General features: G+C 72.2%; 5 protein-coding genes. 1 reads left to right on the top strand and 4 read right to left on the bottom strand.

What is annotated here, in order from left to right; translation table 11 throughout:
• Together IY392_RS10765 and IY392_RS10760 are read right to left on the bottom strand one after the other, a co-directional pair.
• Positions 1 to 487: histidinol dehydrogenase (locus IY392_RS10765; protein WP_194861206.1), on the bottom strand; the 487-nt coding region annotated here is incomplete at its 3' end.
• 140 nt (positions 488 to 627) lie between these two features.
• Complete coding sequence (locus IY392_RS10760; protein WP_194861205.1) at positions 628 to 1086, bottom strand: ArsI/CadI family heavy metal resistance metalloenzyme; 459 nt, start codon at positions 1084 to 1086, stop codon at positions 628 to 630.
• A gap of 101 nt (positions 1087 to 1187) precedes the next feature.
• Here IY392_RS10760 and IY392_RS10755 point away from each other — a divergent pair, with 101 nt between their 5' ends.
• Positions 1188 to 1547: an Rv2640c family ArsR-like transcriptional regulator gene (locus IY392_RS10755; protein WP_107756278.1), complete on the top strand. Its 360-nt coding sequence runs from the start codon at positions 1188 to 1190 to the stop codon at positions 1545 to 1547.
• Here the strand turns inward: IY392_RS10755 and IY392_RS10750 are convergent.
• The gene (locus IY392_RS10750) at positions 1544 to 2290 is read right to left on the bottom strand and encodes an ABC transporter ATP-binding protein (protein ID WP_194861204.1); all 747 of its coding nucleotides are present in this window, start codon (positions 2288 to 2290) and stop codon (positions 1544 to 1546) included. The genes IY392_RS10755 and IY392_RS10750 overlap by 4 nt on opposite strands.
• Positions 2291 to 2355: 65 nt before the next feature.
• A partial coding sequence (locus IY392_RS10745; RefSeq protein ID WP_309234149.1) for an FtsX-like permease family protein occupies positions 2356 to 2847 on the bottom strand: 492 nt, incomplete at its 5' end.

Raw genomic sequence — 2847 nt, 5'->3', positions numbered from 1 at the left:
GGGGCGGGGAGGCCACCACGAGGGAACCGACCCCCGCGACCTGTGCCGGCACGACGTTCATGATGACGCTCGACGGGTACACGGCCTTGCCGCCGGGAACGTAGAGGCCCACCCGCTCGACGGGGACCCACTTCTCGGTGACGAAGCCGCCGGCGGCGACCTCGGTCACGGTGTCCGAGCGCCGCTGGGCGGAGTGGACGATCCTCGCGCGGCGGATGGCCTCGACCAGGGCCGCGCGCACGTCAGGGTCGAGGGCCTCGCCGGCCTCGGTGATGACCTCGGCGGGGACCCGCACCGAGGCGGGCCGCACCCGGTCGAACTTCTCGCCGTAGCCGAGCGCGGCTAAGGCCCCGTGCTCCCGGACCGCCTCGACCACCGGGCGGACGGTGCCGACGACGGAGTCGACGTCGGCGGCGCCTCGCGGGAGTGTGCGACGCAGCTCGGCGGTACCGAGGGTGCGACCGCGCAGGTCGATGCGGGAGAGCATGGTGTGGCCTTTCCTTTGATCACGGGACGTCGAGCAACCGGCCGACGGCCGCGAACCAGTCTAGGTGCGCCCGGGCCCGGGCCCGTGCCATGCCACCCTCGCGGGTGTCGTCGACGCGGTCGGGCGCACCCTCCGGCCGCTCACGCGCAGCAGGCGCCACCCTCGGAATCGGCGCCGGCCTCGTCGTCGTCGTTCCTGGTGGTGTCACCCACCACCGGCGACGTCCCGAACGTCTCCGAGTCGGCCAGGACCGCGTAGATCTCCCACCGCTCGCCTCCCGGGCCGGTGACCCACACCTTGTCCTGGGTGGCGAAGCAGCAGGTCGTGCCGATCTCCTCGTCGGTGAACAGGCCGGCGTCGGTCAGTCGCGCGATCTCGCCGTGGACCTGCTCGCTGGACTCGACCTCGACGCCCAAGTGGTTGAGCGAGCCTCCCTGGCCCGGGTTCTCGAGCAGGACCAGCTTGAGGGGCGGCTGCTCCACCACGAAGTTGGCGTAGCCGGGCTTGCGCTTGGCTGGCTCGACGCGCAGCAGCGTCGAGTAGAACCGGACGGCCTCGTCGACGTCGTCGACGTTGAGGGCGAGTTGCACACGGGACATGGTCGGAACCTCCACCACTGAGATGTATATCGAAATTGTTGCACCGCCCAGGCAAGCAGCCTTTTCGATATTCGTCAAGAAGCTGGGTTAGACTCGCGGACATGCCCAAGGCCCTGCCCCTCCTCGACGTCAGCTCGCCGGTCTGCTGCGCGCCCGTATCGGCGGGGCCGATCGGCCACGAGGACGCCGTGGAGATCGCGCTGCGTCTCAAGGCCCTCGCCGACCCGGTCCGGATCCGACTGCTGTCGCTCCTTCTCACCAGTGACGACGGCGAGGTCCGCACCGGAGATCTGTCCGCCGCGACCGGCGTCGCGGAGTCGACCACCTCCCATCACCTGGGCCGGCTCCGCGAGGCCGGGATGATCGAGTCGGAGCGGCGCGGGATGAGCGTGTTCCACCGTGCCCGCGGGTCCGCGATCGACGCCCTGCGCGCCGCGCTCGACCCGAACTGTTGCACCTAGCCGAACCGGACCGCACCGTCCACCAGGTGTATGCGTGCGTCACATCGCGCCGCCACCCCCTCGTCGTGCGTGACCAGCATCAGCGCCACGTCGAACTCCCGCGCCGTGCCCAGGAGCAGGTCCATCACGACGGCGCCCGATTCCGAGTCCAGCGCACTGGTCGGCTCGTCCGCCAGGAGCATCGACGGACCGTGGACCAGCGCTCGTGCGACGGCCACCCGCTGGCGCTGCCCTCCCGACAGGGCTCCCACGGACCGATCGGCCATCGGCCCCAGGCCAACCCTGTCCAGGAGTTCGTCGGCTCGCACCCGCACCGCCGTCCGGCGCGCACGCGACGGCCGTCCCCCGAGCCAGGCCATGGCCTCGAGTTGCTCGCGCGCGGTGAGGGACTCGACCAGGTTGGACTGTTGGAAGACGATGCCTATCTCCGTCCGGCGCAGCTCGGCCGCCCGGCGGGCACTCACCGCCGCCAGGTCCACCTCGCCGTCGCGGGTCGCCAACCACACGTGACCGGAATCCGGCGGGGTGAGCGTGGCCGCGGCGGCCAGCAGACTGGACTTGCCCGAGCCGGAGGGCCCGGTCACCGCGAGACTGCGGCCGCGGTCGATCCCGCACGAGACGCGGTCCACGGCGGTGAGCCGGCCGTCGCCGTCGGGGTAGGTCAGGACGACGTCCTCCATCCGCACCCCGGCGGTCGCGGTGGGGTCGAGGCCAGCGGCACCGTGAACGGTGGCATGGGACATGGGGTTCTCCTGGAGAGGTAGAGGGTGTGACGACGAGGTCGCGCCGTCGCGGTGGGGGCTCCGGATCACCGGAGCGCACCGAGGGCGGTGGACGGGTCCGCGGAGACGACGGGGCGCAGAGAGACGGCGGCTCCGGCCAGCCCGAGGACCGCCAGGAGGAGGGCGGGGAGCACGGTGGTGGCGGGCGAGACGACGTAGGGCACCGCCCCTGGCGCCACCACCCCGAACAGCGCGGCGATCCCCACGCCGCCTCCGATGCCCACCACCAGGACGATCGCCGCCTGGCCGACGGAGTCGCGCACCACCGCGGCGGTGGACGCACCCAGGGCCTTGAGCACCGCGACGTCACGGCGGCGCTGCAGGCCCCAGACAGCGAAGAACGCTCCCACGACCAGCGCGGTGACCGCCAGCAGCATGAACGTCATGGTGTTCAGCGAGGTGTTCTCGGCGCGGTGCGAGGGCAGCGAGGACACCAGGCCCTCGGCGTCGACCCCCGTCAGACCGGGCTGGGCCGCCGGGCCCCTGGACGCCCCCGGCCCCTCGGATGAGACGGCGAC

The organism is Dietzia sp. SYD-A1 (genome assembly GCF_015356725.1).
GTDB lineage: Bacteria > Actinomycetota > Actinomycetes > Mycobacteriales > Mycobacteriaceae > Dietzia.
The sequence above is the reverse complement of the archived record's forward strand: the minus strand, read 5'-3'. Positions and strand labels throughout refer to the sequence as shown.

Bases quoted from the DNA above. Each gene is read 5' to 3' on its own strand.
- IY392_RS10755 (WP_107756278.1), top strand. From the start codon at position 1,188: ATGCCCAAGGCCCTGCCCCTCCTCGACGTCAGCTCGCCGGTCTGCTGC.
- IY392_RS10750 (WP_194861204.1), bottom strand. From the start codon at position 2,290: ATGTCCCATGCCACCGTTCACGGTGCCGCTGGCCTCGACCCCACCGCG.
- IY392_RS10760 (WP_194861205.1), bottom strand. From the start codon at position 1,086: ATGTCCCGTGTGCAACTCGCCCTCAACGTCGACGACGTCGACGAGGCC.